General features: G+C 71.0%; 24 protein-coding genes and 1 pseudogene. 20 read left to right on the top strand and 5 right to left on the bottom strand.

The genetic code is table 11. The features are described 5' to 3' along the window. The first annotated feature begins 1 nt into the window (after position 1). The 5 genes and pseudogenes from AEQ27_RS07955 (at position 2) to AEQ27_RS07970 (ending at position 4,269) form a co-directional block, all read left to right on the top strand. Entirely contained in the window at positions 2 to 844 is an 843-nt protein-coding gene (locus tag AEQ27_RS07955; RefSeq protein WP_054146135.1) for an undecaprenyl-diphosphate phosphatase, read from the top strand. Further along, the gene (gene mshC / locus AEQ27_RS07960) at positions 841 to 2,103 is read left to right on the top strand and encodes a cysteine--1-D-myo-inosityl 2-amino-2-deoxy-alpha-D-glucopyranoside ligase (RefSeq protein WP_054146136.1); all 1,263 of its coding nucleotides are present in this window, start codon (positions 841 to 843) and stop codon (positions 2,101 to 2,103) included. Before AEQ27_RS07955 ends, mshC begins: the two co-directional genes overlap by 4 nt. A gap of 548 nt (positions 2,104 to 2,651) precedes the next feature. Then, positions 2,652 to 3,041 (top strand): annotated as a pseudogene (locus tag AEQ27_RS18730) (histidine kinase); the annotation flags it as partial. Between the two features lie 95 nt (positions 3,042 to 3,136). Then, complete coding sequence (locus AEQ27_RS18735) at positions 3,137 to 3,577, top strand: ATP-binding protein (protein ID WP_152970231.1); 441 nt, start codon at positions 3,137 to 3,139, stop codon at positions 3,575 to 3,577. Next, entirely contained in the window at positions 3,574 to 4,269 is a 696-nt protein-coding gene (locus tag AEQ27_RS07970; RefSeq protein ID WP_054146138.1) for a response regulator transcription factor, read from the top strand. The genes AEQ27_RS18735 and AEQ27_RS07970 overlap by 4 nt, the downstream gene beginning before the upstream one ends. Positions 4,270 to 4,327: 58 nt before the next feature. On the opposite strand, the gene AEQ27_RS07975 is transcribed toward AEQ27_RS07970, so the two are convergent. Next, positions 4,328 to 5,239 (bottom strand): proteasome assembly chaperone family protein, encoded by a 912-nt coding sequence (locus AEQ27_RS07975; protein WP_054146139.1) that lies wholly within the window; start codon positions 5,237 to 5,239, stop codon positions 4,328 to 4,330. A 121-nt stretch (positions 5,240 to 5,360) separates the two neighbouring features. On the opposite strand from AEQ27_RS07975, the gene AEQ27_RS07980 reads away from it, so the two are divergent. The 9 genes from AEQ27_RS07980 to lnt all read left to right on the top strand — a co-directional run bounded on the left by AEQ27_RS07980 (position 5,361) and on the right by lnt (position 15,657). After that, entirely contained in the window at positions 5,361 to 6,053 is a 693-nt protein-coding gene (locus AEQ27_RS07980) for an HAD family phosphatase (protein WP_235451018.1), read from the top strand. Between the two features lie 67 nt (positions 6,054 to 6,120). Continuing rightward, entirely contained in the window at positions 6,121 to 7,158 is a 1,038-nt protein-coding gene (locus tag AEQ27_RS07985; RefSeq protein WP_054146141.1) for a tRNA (adenine-N1)-methyltransferase, read from the top strand. Positions 7,159 to 7,263: 105 nt separating this feature from the next. Then, complete coding sequence (locus tag AEQ27_RS07990) at positions 7,264 to 8,193, top strand: hypothetical protein (RefSeq protein WP_054146142.1); 930 nt, start codon at positions 7,264 to 7,266, stop codon at positions 8,191 to 8,193. A 24-nt stretch (positions 8,194 to 8,217) separates the two neighbouring features. Beyond that, entirely contained in the window at positions 8,218 to 9,237 is a 1,020-nt protein-coding gene (locus tag AEQ27_RS07995; protein WP_054146143.1) for a YafY family protein, read from the top strand. Further along, on the top strand, positions 9,230 to 10,222 hold the full coding sequence (locus tag AEQ27_RS08000) for a YafY family protein (RefSeq protein ID WP_054146144.1): 993 nt from the start codon (positions 9,230 to 9,232) through the stop codon (positions 10,220 to 10,222). The genes AEQ27_RS07995 and AEQ27_RS08000 overlap by 8 nt, the downstream gene beginning before the upstream one ends. A gap of 104 nt (positions 10,223 to 10,326) precedes the next feature. After that, complete coding sequence (tatA, locus tag AEQ27_RS08005; protein WP_054146145.1) at positions 10,327 to 10,620, top strand: twin-arginine translocase TatA/TatE family subunit; 294 nt, start codon at positions 10,327 to 10,329, stop codon at positions 10,618 to 10,620. Positions 10,621 to 10,698: 78 nt separating this feature from the next. Beyond that, positions 10,699 to 11,454: a twin-arginine translocase subunit TatC gene (gene tatC / locus AEQ27_RS08010; RefSeq protein ID WP_054146197.1), complete on the top strand. Its 756-nt coding sequence runs from the start codon at positions 10,699 to 10,701 to the stop codon at positions 11,452 to 11,454. 4 nt (positions 11,455 to 11,458) lie between these two features. Continuing rightward, a complete protein-coding gene (locus AEQ27_RS08015) occupies positions 11,459 to 13,954 on the top strand; it encodes an RNA helicase (RefSeq protein WP_054146146.1) in 2,496 nt (831 codons plus the stop codon). 74 nt (positions 13,955 to 14,028) lie between these two features. Then, the gene (gene lnt / locus AEQ27_RS08020; RefSeq protein WP_054146147.1) at positions 14,029 to 15,657 is read left to right on the top strand and encodes an apolipoprotein N-acyltransferase; all 1,629 of its coding nucleotides are present in this window, start codon (positions 14,029 to 14,031) and stop codon (positions 15,655 to 15,657) included. Positions 15,658 to 15,741: 84 nt separating this feature from the next. Here lnt and AEQ27_RS08025 read toward each other — a convergent pair whose 3' ends face one another. The 4 genes from AEQ27_RS08025 to AEQ27_RS08040 all read right to left on the bottom strand — a co-directional run bounded on the left by AEQ27_RS08025 (position 15,742) and on the right by AEQ27_RS08040 (position 18,635). Beyond that, the gene (locus AEQ27_RS08025; RefSeq protein WP_054146148.1) at positions 15,742 to 16,107 is read right to left on the bottom strand and encodes an RNA polymerase-binding protein RbpA; all 366 of its coding nucleotides are present in this window, start codon (positions 16,105 to 16,107) and stop codon (positions 15,742 to 15,744) included. 116 nt (positions 16,108 to 16,223) lie between these two features. Beyond that, the gene (locus AEQ27_RS08030) at positions 16,224 to 17,012 is read right to left on the bottom strand and encodes a glycerophosphodiester phosphodiesterase family protein (protein ID WP_054146149.1); all 789 of its coding nucleotides are present in this window, start codon (positions 17,010 to 17,012) and stop codon (positions 16,224 to 16,226) included. After that, positions 17,012 to 18,151 carry an SPFH domain-containing protein gene (locus tag AEQ27_RS08035; protein WP_054146150.1) on the bottom strand — a complete coding sequence of 380 codons (1,140 nt, stop codon included), beginning with the start codon at positions 18,149 to 18,151 and terminating at the stop codon, positions 17,012 to 17,014. Before AEQ27_RS08035 ends, AEQ27_RS08030 begins: the two co-directional genes overlap by 1 nt. A gap of 4 nt (positions 18,152 to 18,155) precedes the next feature. Beyond that, complete coding sequence (locus AEQ27_RS08040; protein ID WP_054146151.1) at positions 18,156 to 18,635, bottom strand: NfeD family protein; 480 nt, start codon at positions 18,633 to 18,635, stop codon at positions 18,156 to 18,158. 123 nt (positions 18,636 to 18,758) lie between these two features. Here AEQ27_RS08040 and AEQ27_RS08045 point away from each other — a divergent pair, with 123 nt between their 5' ends. The 6 genes from AEQ27_RS08045 to AEQ27_RS08070 all read left to right on the top strand — a co-directional run bounded on the left by AEQ27_RS08045 (position 18,759) and on the right by AEQ27_RS08070 (position 22,940). Continuing rightward, positions 18,759 to 19,526 carry an SDR family oxidoreductase gene (locus AEQ27_RS08045; protein WP_054146152.1) on the top strand — a complete coding sequence of 256 codons (768 nt, stop codon included), beginning with the start codon at positions 18,759 to 18,761 and terminating at the stop codon, positions 19,524 to 19,526. Between the two features lie 13 nt (positions 19,527 to 19,539). Next, a complete protein-coding gene (locus AEQ27_RS08050) occupies positions 19,540 to 20,004 on the top strand; it encodes an NUDIX hydrolase (protein ID WP_054146153.1) in 465 nt (154 codons plus the stop codon). A gap of 140 nt (positions 20,005 to 20,144) precedes the next feature. Then, positions 20,145 to 20,645, top strand: coding sequence for a hypothetical protein (locus AEQ27_RS08055; RefSeq protein ID WP_054146154.1), 501 nt, complete (start codon positions 20,145 to 20,147; stop codon positions 20,643 to 20,645). Positions 20,646 to 20,657: 12 nt separating this feature from the next. Beyond that, positions 20,658 to 21,245 (top strand): GTP cyclohydrolase I, encoded by a 588-nt coding sequence (gene folE, locus AEQ27_RS08060; protein ID WP_054146155.1) that lies wholly within the window; start codon positions 20,658 to 20,660, stop codon positions 21,243 to 21,245. Further along, positions 21,238 to 22,179 carry a dihydropteroate synthase gene (gene folP / locus AEQ27_RS08065; RefSeq protein ID WP_054146156.1) on the top strand — a complete coding sequence of 314 codons (942 nt, stop codon included), beginning with the start codon at positions 21,238 to 21,240 and terminating at the stop codon, positions 22,177 to 22,179. The genes folE and folP overlap by 8 nt, the downstream gene beginning before the upstream one ends. Further along, entirely contained in the window at positions 22,176 to 22,940 is a 765-nt protein-coding gene (locus tag AEQ27_RS08070) for a pyrimidine reductase family protein (RefSeq protein WP_200908335.1), read from the top strand. Before folP ends, AEQ27_RS08070 begins: the two co-directional genes overlap by 4 nt. Positions 22,941 to 22,987 lie beyond the last annotated feature (47 nt).

The raw sequence follows: 22,987 nt of genomic DNA on the forward strand, positions 1-22,987 counted from the left end.
CGTGGAGCATCTCCTCCAGGCACTCCTGCTCGGCCTCGTCCAGGGCCTCACGGAGTTCCTCCCCGTCTCGTCGAGCGCCCACCTGCGGCTCGTCGGACTGTTCTTCAGCGATCCCGGAGCGGCGGCCGAGTTCGCCCCGGGCGCCACCTTCACCGCCATCACGCAGCTCGGCACGGAACTCGCCGTCGTCATCTACTTCCGGCGCGACATCACCCGCATCGTCTCGCGCTGGTTCGCGGGCGTGACCGGCAAGATCCCTCGGACCGACCCCGACGTCCGCATGGGCTGGCTCGTGATCATCGGCACCGTCCCGATCGTGCTCGTGGGGTACTTCGCGCAGGAGTACATCCGCACGGTGTTCCGCTCGCTCTGGATCGTGGCGATCGTGTTGATTGTGTTCGGCGTGCTGCTCGGCCTGGCCGACCGATTCGGCAAGAAGACCGAGCGCTTCGAGGACATGCGTTACGGCCACGGCATCGCCGTCGGCGTCGCCCAGGTGCTGGCGCTCTTCCCCGGCGTCTCGCGGTCGGGTGCCACCACGACCACGGCGCTCGCCCTCGGCTACACGCGGCCCGCCGCCGCGCGGTTCTCGTTCCTGCTGGCCGTGCCCGCCGTGTTCGGCAGCGGTCTCTACGAACTCGTCCAGAGCTTCAGCGACCCCGGGCCCTATTCGCTGGGCGAGACCCTGGCCGCCACGGTCGTCGCCTTCGTCGTCGGCTTCGTCGTCATCGCGTTCTTCATGAACTACATCTCGCGCCGCAGCTTCGCCCCGTTCGTGGCCTACCGCATCGTGCTCGGCGTCGTCCTGCTCGTCCTGCTCGGCACGGGCGTGGTGGCCGCATGAGGTCCTGGGCCGAACCCGTCGTCCCGCGCCTCCCCGGCCTCGGCGACCTCCCTGCGCTCCACGACACGTCGACCGGCACGGTGCACCCGACCGAGGTCGACGGTTCGCGGGCCGGCCTGTACGTGTGCGGCATCACTCCCTACGACGCCACCCACCTGGGTCACGCGTCGACCTACCTGGCCTTCGACACCCTGCTGCGCGTCTGGCGCGACGCCGGGGTCGAGGTGGTCTACGCGCAGAACACGACCGACGTCGACGACCCGCTGCTCGAGCGGGCGACGGCCACGGGCGTCGACTGGCGCGAACTCGCCGACGGCCAGACCGACCTCTTCCGCAGCGACATGCAGCACCTGGCCGTCGTGCCGCCGACGCACTACGTCGCCGTGACCGAGGTGGTGACCGACGTCGCCGACGCCGTGGCGCACCTCCTCGACCGGGGCCTCGCGTACCCCGTGCCAACCGACGCCTCCTGTGTCGGCGACGACCTGTACTTCGACGTCCGGGCCGCCGAGCGCGACACCGACTGGCACCTGGGCCTCGAGAGCCGGTACGACGCCGAGACGATGGCCCGGTTCTTCGCCGAGCGCGGTGGGGACCCCGACCGCCCCGGGAAGCGCGACCCGCTCGATCCGCTGCTCTGGCGCGCGGCCCGCGACGACGAGCCGTCCTGGCCGACCACGCTGGGGGCGGGCCGCCCGGGCTGGCACATCGAGTGCACGGTCATCGCCCAACAGCACCTCGACGTGCCGATCACGGTCAACGGCGGCGGCAGCGACCTGGTGTTCCCGCACCACGAGATGAGCACGGCGCACGGCACGGCCCTCACCGGCCGCCCCTATGCCGTGCACCACACGCACACCGGCATGGTCGCGTACCAGGGCGAGAAGATGAGCAAGTCGCTCGGCAACCTCGTGAAGGTCAGCGAGCTCGTCGCCGCGGGCCACGACCCGCGCGCCGTCCGGCTCGCCCTCCTGGCGCACCACTACCGCTCCGACCGGGAGTGGTTCGACGCCGACCTCGTCGCCGCCGAGCAGCGCCTCGGCCGCTGGCTCGCCTGGGCGGCCACGAGCGAAGGAGGCGCGGTGCCGGTCACGGCCCCCACCCCCTTGGTCGTCGCCCTGCGTTCCTCCCTCGCGGACGACCTCGACACGCCGTCTGCCCTCGACGCCGTCGACGCCGTCGTGGCCCGGGAAGCGGCCCCGTCCGAGGTCGACGTCGACGCCGTCCAGGCGCTGCTGGGCATCGACCTGCGCGCCTGAGCCCATCCGGGAGCACGCACGTGCCCCACCACCCGGGACGACCTTCGAGAAACAGGTCGTCCACCCCGTTCTCCATGCATACGCATGAGTGTTCCTCAATCAGCACGAACGTCTGCCCTACGATGGTCGGCGTGGAACCGTCGATCACCGCTCCGGCCCCGGCCGCGACACCGAGCGACGCCCGCCGACCACTGACCAGACGAGACACGCGCGTCGATCTCTGGATCGCGGCCCTCACCGCCGTGCTCGGCCTCGCCACGCTGTGGCTCAGTGCCGTCATCGTCGCGGACACCGACGGGGCGGCTTCACCGTCGATCGTCGAGAGCGTGCTGTGGCTCGTGGGCCTCTGCGCGCCGCTCGCCTTCCGTCGACAGCGGCCCGTGGCCGTCCTCGTCGTGGTGTCGGCCGTGTTCTTGGCCGCCCAGCTGAGGGGCTATCCCGACACGCTGACGCCGTCGATCGTCGAGTTCGTGGCCATCTTCACCGCGAACGCCTGGGCCGCCCGACGCGCCCGTGCGCTCGTCGTCAGCGTCGTCGTGACCGCGATCATGTTCGTCTGGCTCGGGGTGTGGCTGCGCTCGGTCTACGTGTCCGACGCCGAGACCCCCGACCCCGTGACCCTCGCCTCGATCGCCTACACGCTCGTGTCGAACGGCATCGTCCTCGTCACGGCCATCGCCTTCGGCCGAGCGGCCCGCGTGTCGGCCACCAGGCTGCACGCGCTCGAGCGCACGGGCGTCGAGCTGCGGGCCGCACACGAACTCGTCGCCGACCGGGCCATCAACGAGGAGCGAACGCGCCTCGCCCGCGAGTTGCACGACGTGGTCGCCCACCACGTCGCCGTGATCGGCATCCAGGCGGGCGCGGCCCGGCGGACCCTCGACCGGCCCGAGATCGCCCGGGGGGCCCGCTCGGCCGGCGAGGGCACGGCGCGCACGACCCTCGACGAGCCCGCCCGCCAGCCGTCCGTGCTGCGGTCGCGCGACGGCGCGGCCGGGTCCGCCCCCGCGGGCCTCGGGCCCTGCCGGAACTCATGGCCGACACGCGCGCCCTCGGTCTCGAGGTCCGGTTCTCGGTTCACGGCGACGCCCACGACGTCCCCGAGAGCATCGGGGTCACGCTCTACCGCATCACCCAAGAGGCGCTCACCAACACCCTCAAGCACGGCAACGCCTCGCTCGCCGAGGTGCAGCTCCGCTACGGAGACCGCACCATCGAGGTCGAGGTCGTCGACGACGGCCGTCCCGGCCCCACGCCCTACCCCGGGGCAGGCCTGCCACAGGGCCTGGCCGCGTCCGGCGCCGGACTGGGCCAACGGGGCATGCGCGAACGGGTCGACCTGCACGGCGGTGAGCTCCGGCTCGGCCCCCGACCGCGCGGGGGCTACCGGGTGCACGCCGTCCTGCCCGTGAGCGCCTGCGCCGACGCCCGCCCCCGCGACCACGTCGCCACCGACCCCTCCGGGAGATCATGACCGACACGACCGATCCCGTCACCGTCCTGCTCGTCGACGACCAGGACCTCGTCCGCACGGGTTTCCGCATCATCCTCGACACCGCGCCCGACGTCCGCGTCGTGGGCGAGGCCTGCGACGGGCTTGAGGCCGTCGACCTCGTCCGGCGACTCCGCCCCGACGTCGTCGTGATGGACATCGAGATGCCCGTCCTCGACGGGCTCGAGGCGACGCGCCGCATCCTCGCGCAGTCTCCTGATGCCGGGCCGGCGGTCCTCGTCCTCACGACCTTCGGCCGAGACGACTACGTCTTCCGGGCCCTCCAGGCGGGGGCGAGCGGCTTCCTGCTCAAGACGGCCACACCAGAAGACCTCATCGAGGCGATCGCCGTCGTGCACCGCGGCGACGCCCTGCTCTCGCCCCAGCTCACCCGTGCCGTCGTCGAACGCGCCGTGGGCGACCCGGCCGCGTCACGGGTCGTCGTCCCCAGTCCGGCCCTGGCGACCCTCACCGAACGTGAACGCGAGGTCCTCGACCGGCTCGCCTCCGGTGCCTCGAACGCCGAGATAGCCCGTCGTCTGTTCCTCGGCGAGGCCACGGTCAAGACGCACGTCTCCAACGTGCTCGGCAAGCTCGGCCTCCGTGACCGGACGGCGGCCGTGGTGTTCGCCTACGAGAACGGCGTCGCCGTCCCGGGTGAGCCCGCCACCTGAGCGAGGTCGTCGAGGCCAGGCCACCGTGCCCCGCCCCACGGGGTCACGGCATGGTGGTTCAGGGGACCGGGGGATACCGCGGGTCGTCCGGTCGGCCGTCCCCGCCTTTGCCGTCGCGCCGCCGCAGGTACCGTTCGAACTCCTGCGCGATGGCCTCCCCGCTCGCCTCGGGGCTGTCCACCGTGTCGCGGGCCTGCTCGAGCTGTTCGATGTAGCCGGCCATGTCCTCGTCGTCGGCCGCGAGGGCGTCGATGCCGGACTCCCAGGCCGTCGACTCGGCGGCGAGCTCACCTCGGGGGATCGTCACGCCCGAGAGCTCGTCGAGCTTCTCGATGAGTGCGAGCGTCGCCTTGGGCGACGGCGCGTTGTGGACGTAGTGCGGCACCGAGGCCCAGATCGACAGGGTCGGCACGCCGGCGGCCTCGACGGCGTCGGCGAGGACCGACAAGATGCCCACCGGCCCCTCGTAGGTGCTGCGCTCGAGGGTGTACTCGTCGCGGACGGCCTCGTTCTCGCTGCTGACGAAGACCGAGATGGGCCGCGTGTGGGGGACGTCGGCGAGCATGGCCCCGAGGAACACCACGCCCGTGACGTCGTGCACGTCGATCAGGTCGACGATCTCGGCGGCGAAGCCCCGCCAGCTGCGTGACGGTTCGGCACCCAGCAGCACGAGCACCTCGGTGGCCGGCGACGCGGGGTCGCGGGGGAGGACCGTCGCGGCGTCGGCCGCCGCGTGCAGCTGGATGCGGGGCCACACGAGGGTCCGCACCCCGTCGTCGTCGAGCCCCACCTGCGGACGGTTGAACTGGTAGTCGATGTACCGTTCGCCGTCGAGCTCGGCCACCGGTTCGAGCGAGAGCGTCTCGACCAGGCTGCGCGCGACGCCGCTGGCGGCCTCACCGGCGTCGTTCCAGCCTTCGAAGGCCACCACCAGCAGGCGTCCCGCAGCGAAATCCGACGTGTTCGTCAACCTGAGTCCTCACCGTGCCGGAAGGGCGTCCGGCGCTTGACCCTCCACGATAGACCGTGACCGCCACCAGGAGGCGCGGGCCGGGAGGCCACGCCGGTCACGCCCGGTAGACTCGTCCGCCGTGACCGAAACCCTGCCTGCCGCCGTCCTGTGGGACATGGACGGAACCCTCGTCGACACCGAGCCGTACTGGTTCCTCTGCCAGGTCGAACTGGTCGAGTCGTTCGGCGGCACCTGGAGCCGCGAGGACGGCGACGCCATGATCGGCAGCGGCCTGTGGCAGTCCGCGCGCGTCCTGCAGTCCCACGGCGTCGACCTGTCCGAGGACGAGATCATCGACCGCCTGACCACCGCGGTCCTCGAGCGTGCCGCGGTCGAGATCCCCTGGCGTCCCGGCGCGAGGGAGCTCCTCGCCGAGCTCCGCCGCGAGGGAGTCCCGACCGCCCTGGTCACCATGTCGATCCGCCGCATGGCCCAGTTCATGGTCGACGCCATCGAGTTCGAGGCCTTCGACGCGATCGTCGCCGGCGACGACGTCGAGCACGCCAAGCCGCACCCCGAGGCCTACCTCCGGGGCGCCGCACTGCTGGGCGTCGACCCCGCCGACTGCATCGCCATCGAGGACAGCACGCCCGGCCTCGCCTCGGCCGTGGCCGCCGGCACCGTCGCGATCGGCGTCGAGCACCACGCGCCGCTCGCCGACGACGGCCCGTACATCCGACGCGACACGCTCGTCGGCACGACGGTCGGCGACCTCCGCGAGCTGCACCGAGCCGGGCGCGCCGTCCGCGACCAGGCGACCTCCGATTCCTGACCCCGGTGCCCACGCCGCGCCTCCTGCGCCCCTCGGGGTGCGACCCGATCGAAAGCAGCACCCCCGCATGACCGCGTTCCGCCGCCAGTCCGGCCCCTTCGTCGAAGGCGACAAGGTCCAGCTCACGGGCCCCAAGGGCAAGATGAACACCATCGTGCTGACCCCGGGTGCCGTGTTCCACACGCACCGCGGCATGATCGCGCACGACGACGTCGTCGGCCTGCCCGACGGGTCGGTCGTCCCGAGCACGACCGGCGACGAGTACCTCGCGCTCCGTCCGCTGCTGAGCGACTTCGTGATGTCCATGCCCCGGGGCGCGGCCATCGTCTACCCGAAGGACGCCGCACAGATCGTGGCGTTCGCCGACATCTTCCCCGGCGCGACCGTCGTCGAAGCGGGCGTGGGTTCGGGTGCGCTGTCGCTCTGGCTGCTGCGCGCCGTCGGCCCCGAGGGACGCCTGGCGTCCTTCGAGCGCCGTCAGGAGTTCGCCGACGTGGCCGAGGGCAACGTCGCGAGCTTCTTCGGCGCCGAGCCCGAGAACTGGTCGGTCACGGTCGGCGACCTGGCCGACGAACTCCCGGCGGCGATGCCCGACGGGACGGTCGACCGGGTGGTCCTCGACATGCTCGCTCCGTGGGAGAACGTCGAGGTCACGGCCGACGCGCTCAAGCCGGGCGGCCTGGTGATCTGCTACGTCGCCACGGCCACCCAGCTCTCGCGGACGGCCGAGGCCCTGCGCGCCTCGGGGTCCTTCACCGAACCCGACGCGTCCGAGACCCTCGTCCGCGGCTGGCACGTCGAAGGCCTCGCCGTGCGCCCCGACCACCGCATGATCGGGCACACGGGATTCCTCCTCACCGCACGCCGCCTCGCACCCGGCGCGGTGCTTCCGCAGCTCAAACGGCGCCCCTCGAAGTCCGACTACAGCGACGCCGACGTCGAGGCCTGGACCCCCGGGGCCCTCGGCGATCGGTCGGCCAGCGACAAGAAGCTGCGCAAGACCGCCCGCCAGGCCCGGTCGGCGGCCGACGCCGCCATCGCGGCGACCGGAGCCGTCGAGGCCGGCACCACCGACGGCACGTCGACCGATTCCGCACCGGCCTGAGCGTCATCGGGGGCCCTGATCGCCCCCGCTAAGCTGTCCCCGCATCCGAACGACCCGACCGGCAGCTCCACTCGACCCCCGGTCGCCTCCACGAAATGAGTCCCCGTGCGCAAGATCCCCGCCCTCGTCGTGACGGTCGGCCTGCTCGCCTCGATGACGGCCTGCTCGACCACGGCCGGCCCCGGCTCGACCGGCTGCCCCCCCACGGGCGACGCCGCCTCGGTCGTCACGGCGACCGGTGACTTCGGTGCGAAGCCCGACGTCGACGTGCCGACCCCCATCGTGACGAAGAAGACCGAGGTCTCGACGCTCATCCAGGGCGACGGCCAGCGACTCGTCGACGGCACCCCGGTCGTCATCGACTACACCCTCTTCGACGGCTCCACAGGGCAAGAACTCGAGGACAGCGGCTACGACGGGTCGACGAACGTCCCGTTGACCGTCGGCGGCCAGACCCTCGCCCCGCTCGTCGACGCGCTCGAGTGCTCCACGGTGGGTTCGCGCGTGGCGGTCGCCGTCAAGGCGAGCGACCTCTCCGCATCGATCAACGGTGCCGCGGCGACCCCGAACGACGACCCCGACGCCGCCTACGTCGCCGTGGTCGACGTCAAGCGGGCGTTCCTCGCGAAGGCCGACGGCGCCCTCCAGCTCGGCGCGAACGGCCTCCCGGCCGTCGTCACCGCCCCCGACGGCGCACCGGGCATCACCATCCCCGCGGGCGACGCACCGGCGGACGAGGTCGTGCACCTCGTCCGCAAGGGCCACGGCACGACGCTGACCGCCGACGACACGGCCGTGGTGCAGTTCACGGCCGTCACCTGGAGCCAGCCGTCCACCGTCGCCGGTTCGACCTGGACGAACGGCGGATCGGCGACGCCGGTCGACCTCGGCGACGAGCAGATCCCCGACGACATCCGCTCGGCCCTGGTGGGGCAGCAGGTCGGCTCGCAGGTCATGGTCGTGCTCCCCGCGTCCGCCGAGAGCGGCGGATCCGCCTACGTCTACGTCTTCGACGTGCTCGGGGCGATCCGATGACGCGGCCCTGCTGAGCCGGTCGCCGTGCCCGCTGCCCGCACCCCCCGCGTCCCCGTCGAAGAGCGCCTGTTCAGCCTCGTGCTGGCCCTGCTCGCGACGGATTCCGGGCTGAGCAAGACCGAGATCCTGTCGACCGTCCAGGGCTACCGCCAGAAGTACTCACGTGCCGGCGACAACGCCGCTCTCGAGCGGCAGTTCGAGCGGGACAAGGACGACATCCGTGAACTCGGCGTCCCTCTCGAGACGATCGACGACCCCTCGGCGGCGGGCAACAACCAGGCCCTGCGCTACCGCATCCCGCGCGGGGCGTACGAACTGCCCGAAGACATCTCGTTCTCCTCCGAAGAGACCGCTCTCCTCACCCTGGCCGCGATGGTCTGGCGCGAGGGGTCCCTCTCGCACGAGTCCCGACGGGCCCTCCTCAAGCTCCGGTCACTGGGCGGCGCAGCGAGCGTCCCCGAGCTCGAGTACGCCCCTCGACTCCGTTCTCGCGACGCGGCGTTCGAGCCGCTGCGCACCGCGCTCGACCGCGGCGTCGTCATCCGGTTCGACTACCTCAAGCCCGGCGACGAGTCCGCCCGTCGGCGCGAGGTCGCCCCGGCCGCCTTGGTCCAGCACCACGGTCGGTGGCTGGTGTCCGCAGTCGAGGTCGGCACGGGGACGCTCAAGACGTTCCTGCTGTCCAGGGTGGTCGGTCCCGTCCAGCTGACGTCCACCCCGTTCACGCGCCCCGACGACGCCACGGCCGACCGTGCGCTGGCCGACCTCGAGCAGGTCTGGCGCGACCGCACCGCGACCCTCCGCGTCGAACCGATGTCCGACGCCGAGACCCGACTCGGCAAACGTCGCGGCACCACGCGTGTCGATCCGGTCACCCTCACCGTCCACTGGACGGACGAACACCTGCTCGCCGACGAGCTGGCCTCCTTCGGACCCGAGGTGACGGTCGACGAGCCCGAGAGCCTGCGCCTCCTCGTACGGCACCGCCTCGCGAACGTCCTCGCCGCCCACACGGACACCGTCGACGGAGGCGTCCGTGGCTGAATCCCGAGGTGCCCTCCACGCCGCCGACAAGCTGGCCTTCCTGCTCTCGCTCGTCCCCTGGCTCATGGACCACGAACGCGTCAGCGTGGCCGAGGCCGCTGCGCACTTCGGCGTGAGCGTGACCGAGATCCGCCGTGCGGTCGAACTGATCGCCGTCTCGGGCATCCCCGGCGAGACCACCCAGTACCAGCACGGCGACCTCTTCGACATCGCCTGGGACGACTTCGAACAGAACGACGTCATCGTGCTGACCAACCTCGTCGCCATCGACGATTCGCCCCGGTTCTCGGCTCGTGAAGCGGCCGCGCTCATCGCGGGGTTGCAGTACCTGTCGTCGTTGCCCGAGAACGCCGATCGCGCGGCCATCGCCACCCTGATGAGCAAGCTCTCCCGAGGGGCGTCCAGCGAACCGAGCCAGGTCGCCGTCGACCAGTCCGAGACAAACGAGGTCCTGGGGCTCGTCGGACGGGCGGTCGAAGCCGGCGTCCAGCTCGAGTTCGACTACCGCGGCACCCGCGGCGTCGCCGAACGCCGCCGGGTCGACCCGCTTCGGGTCGAATCGGTCGACGCCGACTGGTACCTCAGGGCCTGGGACCACCTGCGCGAGGCCCCCCGCACGTTCCGACTCGACCGCATCGCCGCACCGGCGCTCACCTCGACGCCCATCGCTCACCGGGCCGACGACGTCGCCCTCCCCGAGACGCTCTTCGAGGGGTCTCCGGACGACCTCGTCGTGGTGATCGATCTCGACGCGGCCGCGGCACCACTCCTCGCGGACTACGGCCCCGACGAACCCGAGCCCCTCGAGAACGACCGCGTCCGACTCCGACTGCGCGTCAACCGTCTCGGCACGCTCTGCCGTCTCGTGGCGGGGCTGCCGGGTCGCCCCGAGGTCGTCGCGCCCGAGTCGGCGCGCTCGGCCGTGGCGGACTGGGCCCGTCGGGCGATCGAGCGGTACGACGCCGACCCGCCCCGCGCCTCCTAGGCTCTCCGACCCCACCCGCGCTGTGGATCGTCTGCGCCGCGCCCGTCGCGGACGACCCCGCACGATAGACTGATCGTCACCCTGCCCCGCAAGGAGACCCCATCATGTTCGGAAACGCACTCTCAGGCTGGCACCTGATCATCATCCTGGCGATCGTCCTGCTCCTCTTCGGTGCGCCGAAGCTCCCCGCCCTCGCGAAGAGCATCGCGCAGTCGATGCGCATCTTCAAGAACGAGGTCAACAGCGACAAGAAAGAGTCGGCGGTCGACGACGACTTCGACGACCGTCCGGTCCGTCGCTCCGACGACTCGTCCGCCCGGTACACCGACGGGTCGACCGCTCGCCGCTCCGACGACGGCTACCCGTCGCCGAATCGCGACGTCCCGCCGAAGTCCTGACGCGTGGCCACGACGACGACTCGTGGCGACAGCACCCGGGGGAGGGGCACCGGCCGCAGTCGTGGCCGCGACGGCAAGATGTCGCTCGGCCAGCACCTGCTCGAGTTGCGCAAGCGCCTCTTCATCTCCGCCCTGGCCCTCATCCTGGCCGCTGTCGCCGGCTGGTTCCTCGCGCCCTTCGTCCTCGACGCCCTGAGGTCACCGGTCGAGGCCATCGCCGCGGCGCGGACGGGTGAGACCACCCTCAACTACTCGAACATCACCGGCGCGTTCGACCTCAAACTGCAGATCGCGGTCACCGTGGGCGTCGTCATCTCGAGCCCCGTGTGGCTCTACCAGGTCTGGGCCTTCATCGTCCCGGCTCTCGTGCGCAGAGAGAAGCTCTATGCGGTCGGCTTTATCGGCACCGCCATCCCCCTCTTCCTGGGCGGCTGCCTGGCGGGCTGGTACGTCCTTCCCCACATCGTCGAGGTCATGACCGGCTTCGTCGACACCCAGGACGCCACGATCATCGAGTCGAAGGTCTACTACGATTTCGTCCTCAAGCTGGTCCTCGCCGTGGGCATCGCCTTCGTTATGCCGGTGTTCCTCGTGCTGTTGAACTTCGTGGGCGTCGTCTCGGCTGCCGCGATCGTCAAGGGATGGCGCGTGGCCATCCTCGTCATCGTCTTGTTCACCGCCATCGCGACGCCGTCCGCCGACATCTTCTCGATGTTCCTGCTGGCGATCCCGATGATCATCCTGTTCTTCCTCGCAGCCGGAGTGGCCTGGCTGCACGATCGTCGGGCCGCCAAGCGCGCCGCGGACCTCGACGCCGAGTTGGCGGCGGGGTGACCCGATGAGCCCCGACCTCAGCCCGGCGGAGCGCTTCGCCGCGGCGAAGACACGCGTGAAGACCCCCAAGCTCCAGGCCTTCCGGTCCCGCCTGGGCTTCACCCTCGACCCGTTCCAGATCGCCGCCTGCGCCGCCCTCGAAGAAGGCGACAGCGTCCTCGTCGCGGCTCCCACGGGCGCCGGCAAGACGCTGGTGGCCGAGTACGCCATCCACCTCGCCATGCAAGACCCTCGGGCCAAGGTCTTCTACACCGCCCCGATGAAGGCCCTGAGCAACCAGAAGTTCCAAGAGCTGGTGGCCGAGTACGGCGCGTCCGAGGTCGGGCTGCTGACCGGCGACACGAACGTGAATTCGCGGGCTCGCATCGTCGTGATGACGACAGAGGTCCTCCGCAACATGATCTACGCAGGGTCCGAGATGTTGACCGACCTGCGCTACGTCGTCCTCGACGAGGTCCACTTCCTCGCCGACCGGTTCCGGGGCGCGGTGTGGGAAGAGGTCATCATCCACCTGCCCCTCGACGTCCGGCTCATCTCGCTCAGCGCGACGGTGTCCAACGCCGAAGAGTTCGGTGACTGGTTGCAGACGGTCCGCGGCAGCACCGAGGTCATCGTCTCCGAGGACCGCCCCGTGCCCCTGGACCAGCACGTCCTCGTCGGGGGCAAGTTCCTCGACCTGTTCGACTCCTCGGGGCAGGCGGCGACGAACCGGGTGAACCCCGAACTCCTCCGGGCCACCTCGCTCGGGCGGCGTGGTGGTCGCAGCGGCGGACGGCGGGACTCCCGTTCCGCCGGACGGACGGGTCCCCGGGGCCACGTCGTCCCGCCCACGCAGGGTGGCCCCGGACGCCTTGACCGCTGGAAGATCGTCGAGATGCTCGACGACCAGAACCTGCTTCCCGCCATCTTCTTCGTCTTCAGCCGAGTGGGCTGCGACCAGGCCGTGTCCCAGGTGCTGAGGTCGGGCATCCGCCTGACGACCGCCGACCAGCGTCGAGAGATCCGCGAGATCGTCGAGGCCCGCTGCCGCACCCTGCGCGACGAAGACCTCGCGGTGCTCGGCTACTGGCGCTGGCTCGACGGGCTCGAACGGGGCGTGGCCGCCCACCACGCCGGCCTGCTGCCGGCGTTCAAAGAGGTCGTCGAGGAGCTGTTCCAGAAGAAGCTCGTCAAGGTCGTGTTCGCGACCGAGACGCTCGCGCTGGGCATCAACATGCCCGCCCGCACCGTCGTGCTCGAGAAGCTCGAGAAGTTCAACGGAGAGGCCCGGGTGCCCATCACGCCCGGTGAGTACACCCAGCTGACCGGTCGCGCCGGTCGTCGAGGCATCGACGTCGAGGGCCACTCTCTGATCCAGTGGCAGCAGGGCCTCGACCCGCAGGCCGTAGCCTCACTGGCCTCGCGACGCACCTACCCGATGAACAGCAGCTTCCGGCCGACGTACAACATGGCCGTGAACCTCATCGAGCAGTTCGGTCGATCCCGTACCCGCGAGGTGCTCGAGACCTCCTTCGCCCAGTTCCAGGCCGACCGCTCGGTCGTCGACCTGGCACGCAAGGTGCGGTCGCAGCAGCAGTCGCTCGACGGCTACGCCGCGTCGATGGCCTGCCATCTGGGCGACTTCGGTGAGTACACGATGCTGCGTCGAGAGGTGGGCGACCTCGAGAAGCAAGGGGCGGCTCGTGCCGACTCGCAGTCGCGGGCCGAACGCGACAAACGTCAACGACGCATCGTCGAACTCCGACGGCAGGTCCGGCAGCATCCGTGCCACGCCTGCCCCGATCGCGAGCAGCACGCCCGCTGGTCGGAGCGCTGGTTCAAGCTCAAGAAGCAGACCGACCAGCTGTCGGCGCAGATCCGCAGCCGGACCGGCGCCGTGGCCAAGGTCTTCGACCGCGTCACCGACGTGCTGCTCGACCGCGGCTACCTCCTCCCGACGGGCACGAACGCCGGAGGCGCGGGTCGCGTTCCCCGGGACGCCGAGGTCACCGTCGCCCCGACCGGCCGCACGTTGCGCCGCATCTACGGCGATCGCGACCTGCTCGCGGCCGGGCGCCTCCGCCTCGGCCTGTGGAACATGCTCGACGTGCCGTCGATGGCCGCCATGGCCGCCACGCTCGTGTACGAGCCCCGGCGGGACGAGGGCCAGCTCTCCGAGCGGTTCCTGCCCCGGGGCGAGTTCCGTGCCGCCCTCGACGCCACCCAGCTGCTCTGGGCCGAGCTCGACGACCTCGAGCACGAACACCGCCTGCCCGGCAGCCAGCCCCCGGCACCGGGTCTCGCCCTGGCGATGCACCGTTGGGCCCGAGGTGCCGCCCTCGACTCGGTGCTCGACGACGCCGACCTCGCAGCGGGCGACTTCGTGCGCTGGACGAAACAGACGATCGACCTGCTCGACCAGCTGTCGGTCGTGGGGGACCTGCCGGTCGGCCCGACGGCACGGCAGGCGCTCGACGCCGTCCGTCGCGGCATCGTGGCCTACACCGCGGTCGGCCCCTGAGCCCTCGGCCCGCCGGGGCCGGGCAGTGGCCGACGACGACCGGCCTCCCAGACGCCGCCACCTAGAATCGCGAGGTGTCTTCCCGAGCGACCGACGTCCGACTGCCCCTCTGGCTGGCCCTGATCGTCGCGCTCGGCGCCGGCGCCGTCCTCGACGGTGGCTTCCCTGACGGTGACGTCTGGCCGTTGACGTTCGTCGGCATCGGATTCGTGCTATTGGCCCTCCGAGGCCGGTCGCTCGGTGGCTCCTTCCTGGTCGGCCTCGTGGCGGGCCCGTCCTTCTACCTGATCCACATCTCGTGGGCGACGCTCTTCCTCGGCGTCGTGCCCTGGGCCGCCCTGTCGACGCTCGAGGCGCTCTTCTTCGCCGCGGGGGCGATGCTCATCACCCTCGCGTACCGCTGGGTCCCGCGCATCTGGCCCGGCACCCTGGGCCGAACGGTCCTCCTGCCCGTCGTCGTAGGGGGGCTCTGGACGCTCCGAGAGTTCGTCGCCGGCACCTGGCCCTACGGCGGGTTCGCCTGGGGTCGCGTGGCGCTCAGCCAATCCGAGAGCCCGTTCGCCAGCCTCGTCGCCTGGCTGGGCATCTCGGGGCTGTCGTTCCTCATGGTGGCGATCGTCGCCGCTTTGATCCAGCTCGCCCTCCAGACGACCGTCCGGGGTTCGACCCGTGTGCTCGCGGGTGCCACGGTCGTGGTCGCCGCCCTCGCGGTGCCCGCGTGGCCGACCCACTCCTCCGGCACGGCCACCATCGCCGCGGTCCAAGGTGACGGCGACGCCGGCTACTTCGCCGACCGGCAGTACGGCGACCTGACCAACGCCCAGGTGCTCGCGATGAGCGACCTCCAGGCCCAGCTCGCGCAGTTGCCGGAAGACCAGCGCTCCCTCGACATGATCGTCTGGCCCGAGGGCGGCAGCGACCGCGATCCCACTCGTGACGCCACCGGCCAGTACGTCTTCGACGCGATCTCCCGAGGCTACGACGCACCCCTCGTGTCGGGAGTCATCACCGAGAGCGACGACGGCGAGACCGTCTACAACTCGTCCTTGCTCTGGTCCGACGGAGGCGTGAGGGACCAGTACGACAAGAAGCACCCGGTCCCGTTCGGCGAGTACGTCCCCGACCGTGATTTCTGGCGGCCTTTCGCCCCCGATCTCATCGACCTGATCGGCCGGGACTACACCCCGGGCACGCGTGACGAGGTCTTCGACCTGGGTGACTTCCGGGCGGGCATCTCGATCTGCTTCGACATCGTCGACGACCAGCTCATCACGAACATGATGGACGAGGGTGCCCAGGTCATCATCGGCCAGACGAACAACGCCGACTTCGGCACCCGTCCCGGCCAGACGGACGAGAACGAACAGCAGCTCGCGATCGCCCGACTGCGCGCCATCGAGACGGCCCGGCCCCTGGTCAACGTCTCGACCGTCGCCTCGACGCGAGCCATCGACGCCTCGGGCACGACGACCGCGAGCATCCCCGACTACGAGCCCGGCACCATGGTGGCGGTGGTCGATCTCGGCACCGGGACGACACCTGCCGTCGCGGCGAGTCGTGCGATCGAGCTGCTCGTGTCGTTCTTCGGTCTCGCGATGCTGCTGCTGTCCCGTCTGTTCATCGGTACACGCCGGTCGGCTCGTCGACGCATGCTCGACGAGGCACCCGATCCGATCCTGCCGCGGTGGCGCGTCGTCGACTGACGTCTCGCGACGCCCGGATCGAAAGAAGGCCCGACCACCGTGAGGTGGTCGGGCCTTCTCGTCTTCGTGATGCCGAACGGGCCGTCAGGCGCCGATCTTGTGCTGACCCTTGCGGGCCCTCAAGAAGTCGAGTCGTTCTTGGAGGAGCTCCTCGAGTTCGTCACGGCTGCGACGCTCGAGCAACATGTCCCAGTGGCTGCGGGGGACCTTCACGTCAGCGGCGTCGATCTCGACCGGCTTGCCGTCGGCCGACAACAGACGACCCTCTTGGCCACTCCTGGGGGACTGCCAGATGTCCGGGATCTCGGCATCCGCAGCGAACACCATGTCGAACGTCTGACCGTCGGTCGTCTGGTAGACGGCCTTCTTGCGGGGCGAGAACTCCACGCCCTCTTCGCTCTGCAGGCTCTGGCTGCCGAGCCTCATTCCGCGCAAACTGCGATCTGCCATTGTGTGGTCTCCTCTCGCGTTGCAATCACCTGTTGTAACCCGTTCTGGACCTCCGCCGTTCCGAGCCGTGCGATTTCACAGTCCCTTCACAGTGCCCAGGCAGACGGGGACGTCGGTCACGCAGCGCGTCGACGCACCTCGTCGAGGGCCAGGTCGGCGCGGTCGGTGACGATGCCGTGGACGCCCAAGGTGAGCAGCCGGACCATGTCCACGGGCTCGTTGACGGTCCAGACGTGCGTCTCGACACCCAGATCGGCCCACTCGGCGACGCGAGCAGCCGTGACGATGCGGATCGGCCCCTTGCGCTCGGGGACCTGAACCGCCCGGCACCCGACGAGGGCGCGCCGCATCAGCGTCCGCCTGAGCCCGGGGAGGGGCACGAGGCCTGCCGCCATCGCTGTGACGATGCCCCGGGTCGAGGCCGACGTCGCGACTCCCGGCAGGGCCCGGACCGCCCGCAGACGCCTGCGGTGGTCGAACGAGGTCACGAGGACGCGGTCCGTCGCCCGGACCCGGGCGATCGCTCGGACGGCCGGCGCCACGGCCTCGTCGGACTTGAGGTCGATGTTGAACCGGGTCTCGGGGAAAGCGTCGAGCGCCTCGTCGAGGGTCGGGATCTCGTGTTCACCGTCGAGCCGGATCGCCTTGACGTCCGCGAGGTCGAGGTCGAGGAGGCGCTGCTCGCGTCCCGCGACCCGCCTCAGGTCGGGATCGTGGCTGATGACCGCGATGCCGTCGCGCGTGGCGTGCACGTCGGTCTCGACGTACCTGGCGCCCGCGGACACGGCCAGGGCGAACGCCAGCATGGTGTTCTCGGGAGCATCGACGGCGAGGCCCCGGTGTGCCAGCACCCGGGGGCCGGCCGGCGCGAACCAGCCGGCCGAGACCGGGGGAGCGGACGGCACTACGAGGTCGCCGGGGGAGCGGTCGGGCCGGTGCCCGGGGCACCCGTCTCGGGAGCCGGGCCGGCGGGGCCCGCGGCCCCCGCGCCTCCGGCCCCCGTGGCGGTGCCCGTCCCGCCGGGCGTCGTCACCGTCGGGAAGCCGAGGTCGGGGTCGGCCTCGAGATCGACGGTCGAGGCCAGGTCGGGCGTGACGTCCATCTCGGAGACCTTGGGAGCCTCGGTCGGGGTCCACCCGGGTGCGTTCGGGTCGCGAGGCGCGAAGAAGCCCTGCCCGATGCCCTTGAGCGCCTCGGTCAGCTCACTGGGGATGATCCACATGGTGTTGGCCGACCCGTCCGCGATCTTCGGCAGGGTCTGGAGGTACTGGTACGCGAGCAGCTTCGGGTCGGGGTCGCCGGCGTGGATGGCGTTGAAGACGGTGGCGATGGCCTCGGCCTCACCCTGGGCCCTCAGCACCTGGGCCTTCGCATCACCTTCGGCCTTGAGGATCGACGACTGTCGTGACCCCTCGGCCTCGAGGATCTGCGACTGCTTCGTGCCTTCGGCGGTGAGGATGGCGGCGCGGCGGCTGCGCTCGGCACGCATCTGCTGTTCCATGGAGTCCTGGATCGACAGGGGCGGGTCGATGGCCTTCAGTTCGACGCGTCCGACCCGGATGCCCCACTTGCCGGTCGCCTCGTCGAGCACGATGCGCAGTTGACCGTTGATGTTGTCCCGGCTGGTGAGGGCCTGCTCGAGGTTGAGCCCACCCACCACGTTGCGCAGCGTGGTGGTCGTGAGTTGTTCGACGGCCCCGAGGTAGTTGGCGATCTCGTAGGTGGCCGCGCGCGCGTCCGTCACCTGGAAGTACACGACCGTGTCGATCGAGACGACCAGGTTGTCCTCGGTGATGACGGGCTGCGGGGGGAACGAGACGACCTGTTCACGCATGTCGATGAGGGGCCGCACCCGGTCGATGAACGGCACGAGCAGGTTGAGGCCGGGGGAGAGGGTCTTGTGGTAACGCCCCAGTCGTTCGACCACGCCGGCACTCGCCTGCGGGATGATGCGGACCGAGCGGAACAGGATGACGAGGACGAGCACGACGACGATCGCGACGACCACGATGGTGACGACGGTGCCGGCACTGATGGTGTCCATGGCTTCAGGACCTCTCTGCGGGAGCGACGAAGGCCGTCGACCCCTCGATGGCGGTCACGACGACCGGGGACCCGGTGTCGAGTGCGAGGTCGGCGCCGGCCGACGTCGCGGGGGAGGACAGCACCCGTGCCGTCCAGGTCTCGCCGTTCGACAGCTTCACCTGGCCCGGGTCGGAGCCGATGGGCACGACGACCGTGCCGCGCAGCCCGAGCAGGGCCTCCACGTTGCTGGGGGTCGGGTCGCCCCCGCGGCGGAGCGCCCGCAGCAGCGGCGGCCGCACGGTGAACAGCAGCAGGACGGCGAGCACGCCCGCGATGATCGCCTGCAGCCACCACGGGGCGCCGAAGAGTCCGGCGAGCAGACCGCCGACGCTGCCGATGGCCAGCATGAGGAAGGTGAACTCGAGGGTCGTCACCTCGACGATGACGAACACCAGGATGAGCGCGATCCACGCGACCCATGCGTAATCGTTCAGGACGTCCATGTCGACCTTCTCTCGTTCCCCTGTTATGGAAACTACCACCCACCACCGACGGTGACGAGGGGGATTGGTAGGGTCGAGTCCGGCCCACGGGCCGATCGATCCCCGCACAGTCTGGAGCACGCCTTGTCCAACCCCCTCGCCGCAGAGTCCCTCGCCGGAGCCCGAGTCCTGGTCACCGGGTCGTCCCGGGGGATCGGCGCCGACACCGTGCGGTACTTCGCCGAGGCCGGCGCCAAGGTCGTCGTGAACTACCGCAACAAGGAGAAGCGCGCCCTGCAGCTCGTCGCGAAGATCGAAGAGGCCGGTGGCGAGGCGATCGCCATCGGGGCCGACCTGACCGACGAGGCCAGCCTGGCGACGATGTTCGACACCGTGCGCGACGCCTGGGGCGGCCTCGACGTCCTCGTCATGAACGCCTCGGGCGGCATGGAGACCGGCATGGCCGAGGACTACGCACTCAAGCTCAACCGCGATGCCCAGGTGGCACTGCTGACGGCGGCCCTGCCGTTGCTCGCCCCGGGCTCGCGCGTCGTCTTCGTCACGAGCCACCAGGCGCACTTCATCCGCACGACCGAGACCATGCCCGAGTACCTTCCCGTCGCCCTCAGCAAGCGCGCCGGCGAGGACGCCCTGCGCGAGATGCTGCCGCAGCTCGAGACCGCGGGCGTCGAGTTCGTCGTGGTCTCGGGCGACATGATCGAGGGCACCATCACGGCGACCCTGCTCGAGCGGTCGAACCCCGGCGCCATCTCGTCGCGGAAAGAGAGCGCGGGCAAGTTGTACAACGTCGCCGAGTTCGCCGCCGAGGTCGCGTCGGCCGCCGTCGAGCCCGTCCCGGCAGACCACACCCGGCTGGTGGGCGACACCAGCGACTTCGCGCCGATCGTCTGAGACGGAGGCCCTCGTGACCGAGCGCATCGTGCGGGCGACCTCGCGCCTCCTCGTCCTCGACGAGGACGACCGTCTGTTGTTGATGAAGACGGTGGCGCCCGACACGAGTCGGTCGGCGCGATGGATCACCCCGGGTGGCGGTGTCGACCCGGGCGAGACCCATGTCGAGGCAGCCGTCCGCGAGCTGCACGAAGAGACCGGCCAGGTGGTCACCGAGGTCGGCGACGTCGTGCGCGTGGACGACTTCGAGGTGACCTGGGACGACGCCGACCACACGCACGGTCACGCCGAGTTCTTCGTCGTCCGCCTGCCGCACTTCGAGGTCGTCGACGACGACTGGACCGACGACGAGCGGACCGACATCCTCGAGTCGCGCTGGTTCGACCTCGACGAGCTGACGACCATCGACGAGCCGGTCGAGCCCGGCGACCTGGCCGACCTGCTGCGCGATGTGCTGGACGGATCATCCGGCGCCTGAGGGTCAGCGGACGCCTGGGCCCCCTTCCGGCCGCTGCGGTTGATGACTGATAATGCACATTATGTCAAGTAACGTGGGATCGGGCGTCGGAAGCACTCCCCGCTGACGCACGCCGCGCCTCCTCGGAGTTGCCTGGTCGCATGACGACCGATGCGACCCACACACCGCCCGACGACGCGCACCGCCGACCCGACGGACTCGACGACGACACCGTCGCGGCGCTCGGCGAACTCTCGGCCGCGCTCGAGATCGTCGAGCAGGCCCGGGGATTCCTCTACGGTTTCCACCGACTGACCGGCAAGGCCGACCTGGCACTCGGTGACGCCGTCGAGTCGCTCCGTCGAGCCGGCCACGTCGAGGTCGCGGACCTGCTCGATCGGGACCTCGTCGGTCGCAACGTCGTCGAGGGCCGCTGGACCTACCAGATCATCGAGGACTACGACGACGGGTACTACGCCGCGTTCCGCGACCATGAGCAGAACATACGTGATTCTCTCGCGGGCGGCAAGAGGCATCTCTTCGAGGCCGAGATGAAGGAGGCGCGGCGCAGCCACGGACGGCGGCACCACGAGGCGCTCCCCCGCGAATCGACGACACCAGGCGCGGACGAGAACGACCCCGCGGTCGATCCCGTCGCCTGAGAAGATGGTCCGATGACTCCCCCGCCCGTCGACCGGCCCCGCATCGAGGCCGCCGTGCTCGAACTGCTCGCAGCGATCGGTGAGGACGTCGACCGTCCGGGGCTCGAGTCCACCCCTCGACGCGTGGCCGACGCCTACGCCGAGTTCTTCTCCGGACTGTCCGTCGACGCGGCCGATCTCGTCCGCCAGGCCACCGTCCCGGCCGAGGCCCATCAGCTCGGCGAGGTCGTGATCGTGCGGGGCATCTCGTTCCGGTCGGTGTGCGAGCACCACCTGCTGCCCTTCGTCGGTGTCGCGCACGTGGCCTACGTGCCCGGCGAGACGATCGTCGGGTTGGGCGCGCTCCCCCGGGTGGTCGACGCCGTGGCCTCGCGCCCCCAGCTCCAGGAGCGCCTCGGCGAGGAGATCGCCGAGGCCGTGCAGGCGGGGGCCCGCCCGGCCGGCGTCCTCGTGGTGCTCGACGCCTCGCACGGGTGCATCACGACCCGGGGCCCCCGCCAGACCGGCAGCACGACGGTGACGCTCGCGAGCCGGGGCGTCCTGTCCGAGGCGTCGGCGCGGGCCGAGGCGGTCGCCCTGATCGGCGCGCCTCGTGCGTGAGGCCACGGCGCAGCCCCACGAGGCCGACTCCCCCGGCCTCGCCCTGCCCCCTCTGCTCGTCCCCCGACGGCGCATCGGGTCGCGGACCTTCGACTTCTACCGCCAGGTCGCGGTGATGGGGATCGTGAACCGCACGCCCGACTCGCTCTTCGACCGAGGAGCGCCCTTCGCCCTCGACCGCGCCGTGCAGGCCGCCGTGGACGCGGCCGCGGCGGGCGCCGACTGGGTCGACATCGGGGGCGTCCCCTTCGCGCCCGGGCCCGAGCTGTCCGCCTCCGACGAACTCGACCGGGTCCTGCCCGTGGTGGAGGCGCTCGCCAGTCGCTCGGACGTCGTGATCTCGGTCGACACCTTCCGCCCCGAGGTCGCCGAACGCGTCATAGCCGCCGGGGCCCACGTCGTCAACGACACCACGGGGCTCCACGACCCGCGGTTGGCCGACGTGGTCGCCGACAGCGGCGCCACTCTGGTCGTCACCCACAGCCTGGCCGCACCCCGACGCCCGCATCCCCGGCCGCACTACGACGACGTCGTCACCGAGGTCGTCGAGTTCCTCGCGCGGCGGGTCGACGTGGCCCGCGCCCACGGGGTGCCCGACGACCGACTCGTCGTCGATCCGGGGCACGACCTGAACAAGACGACCCGGCATTCGCTCGAGCTGACCCGGCGCCTGTCCGAGGTGGCCGCCCTGGGCCACCCGACGCTCGCCGCGGTGTCCAACAAGGACTTCGTCGGCGAATCCCTCGGTCGCGACAAACCCGACCGCCTGGCCGGCTCGCTCGCAGCGGCCACGATGAGCGTGCTGCAGGGCGCGCGCATCGTCCGGATGCACGACGTCCGGGCCAGTGTCGACGCCGTCCGCATGGTCGAGGCGATCCTGGGCTGGCGCGACCCCGTCGTCGAGCGCCACAACGTCGCCGAGGACGTCTCGTGACCGCGGCCGCCATCTCGCAGTTGCATCCCGCTCCCCCGGTGGGCGGTGGCACGTTGACCATGGACGATCTCGTCGATCTCCACCGGCCCCACGACCGGACGACGCCTCGCGTGCGGGCGAACGTCGTCGCGAGCGTCGACGGCTCGGCGACGGCCGCCGGGCGGACCCGCGACCTGGGCGGCCCCGCCGACCTGCTCGTCTTCGACCTGTTGCGTCAGCTCTCCGACGTCGTCGTGGTCGGTGCGGGCACGGTCCGCGACGAGGGCTACGGCCCGATGCGGCTCGGCGGGGAGGCCGTCGCCTGGCGGCGCGAGGCCGGCCTGCCAGATCATCCCGTCGTCGCCGTCGTCTCCGGACGGCTCGAGCTCGACCCGACGAGCGACGTCTTCGCCGACGCGCCCGTCCGGCCTCTGGTGCTCACCCACGACGAGGCACCTCACGCGGCTCGGTCCCGCCTCGACGAGGTCGCCGACGTCGTGTCGTGCGGTCGCGACCGGGTCGACCCGCGCCTCCTGGTCCAGGCACTGGTCGAGCGGGGGCTGTCGCAGATCCACACCGAGGGCGGACCGGCGTTGCTCGGCGACCTGGTCGCCGCCGACGTCGTCGACGAACTGTGCCTCACCGTCTCGCCGAACCTCGAGGGCGGAGCCGGGCCGCGCATCGTCGCGGCCCGTGAGGCCATGGCGCTGCGCGGGCTCGCCCTCGACCACGTCCTGCTGTCGGGCGACATGCTCCTCACCAAGTGGTCGCGACGGCGCTGACCTCGGGACCTGCCGCCCCGGAGGTCAGGAGGCGCGGTGCAGGCGGG

Origin of the sequence: Frigoribacterium sp. RIT-PI-h (assembly GCF_001297205.1) — a bacterium.
Classification (GTDB): domain Bacteria; phylum Actinomycetota; class Actinomycetes; order Actinomycetales; family Microbacteriaceae; genus Frigoribacterium.